General features: G+C 65.1%; 1 protein-coding gene. It reads right to left on the reverse strand.

The annotated features are described in order from the left end of the window. Nucleotides 1-1,159, reverse strand: a 1,159-nt coding sequence (gene ppsA / locus B2W70_RS09690; protein ID WP_286745212.1) for a phosphoenolpyruvate synthase, incomplete at both ends; no start/stop codon positions are given.

A 1,159-nucleotide genomic window follows, 5' to 3' on the forward strand; every position in this document is an offset into this window, starting at 1 on the left:
TCAGGTCGTTCGAGCCGATGGACATGCCGTCGAAGAACTCCAGGAACTGCTCGGCCAGGATGGCATTGGAGGGCACTTCGCACATCATGATGACGCGCAGGCCGTCCTTGCCGCCCTTGGATTCGCGCACCAGGCCGTGGTCGGCCAGCATCTTGGTGACGCGCTCGGCCTGCTTGAGGGTGCGCACGAAGGGCACCATGATCTCGACGTTGGTCAGGCCCATGTCGTTGCGCACGCGCTTGAGCGCTTCGCACTCCATGGCGAAGGCCTCGCCGAACTCGGCGCTGATGTAGCGCGAGGCCCCACGGAAGCCCAGCATCGGGTTTTCTTCTTCGGGCTCGTAGCGCGAGCCGCCGATGAGCTTCTTGTACTCGTTGGACTTGAAGTCCGACAGGCGCACGATGACGGGCTTGGGCCAGAACGACGCGGCGATGGTGGCGATGCCTTCGGCCAGCTTGTCGACGTAGAAGGCGCGCGGCGAGGCATGGCCACGGGCCACGGACTCGACGGCTTTTTTCAGGTCGTTGTCGACGTTGGGATAGTCGAGGATGGCCTTGGGGTGCACGCCGATGTTGTTGTTGATGATGAACTCCAGGCGGGCCAGGCCCACACCGGCGTTCGGCATCTGCGCGAAGTCGAAGGCCAGCTGCGGGTTGCCGACGTTCATCATGATCTTCAGGCCGATGTGCGGCATCTCGCCACGGGTGACCTCGGTGACCTCGGTTTCCAGCAGGCCTTCGTAGATGTGGCCGGTGTCGCCTTCGGAACAAGCCACGGTCACCAGGGTGCCGTCGGTCAGGCGCTCGGTGGCGTTGCCGCAGCCCACCACGGCCGGGATGCCCAGCTCGCGCGCGATGATGGCCGCGTGGCAGGTGCGACCGCCGCGGTTGGTGACGATGGCGCTGGCGCGCTTCATCACCGGCTCCCAGTTGGGGTCGGTCATGTCGGTGACGAGCACGTCGCCCGGCTGGACCTTGTCCATCTCGGAGATGTTGTGGACGATGCGGACCGGGCCGGTGCCGATCTTCTGGCCGATGGCGCGGCCTTCAGCCAGGATGGTGCCGGTGCCCTTGAGCTTGTAGCGCTGCTCGCTCTTGCCTTGCTGCTGGCTCTTGACCGTTTCGGGGCGGGCTTGGAGGATGTAGATCTTGCCGTCGCC

It is taken from the genome of Aquabacterium sp. UBA2148 (assembly GCF_002328915.1).
Classification (GTDB): Bacteria; Pseudomonadota; Gammaproteobacteria; order Burkholderiales; family Burkholderiaceae_C; genus Aquabacterium; species Aquabacterium parvum.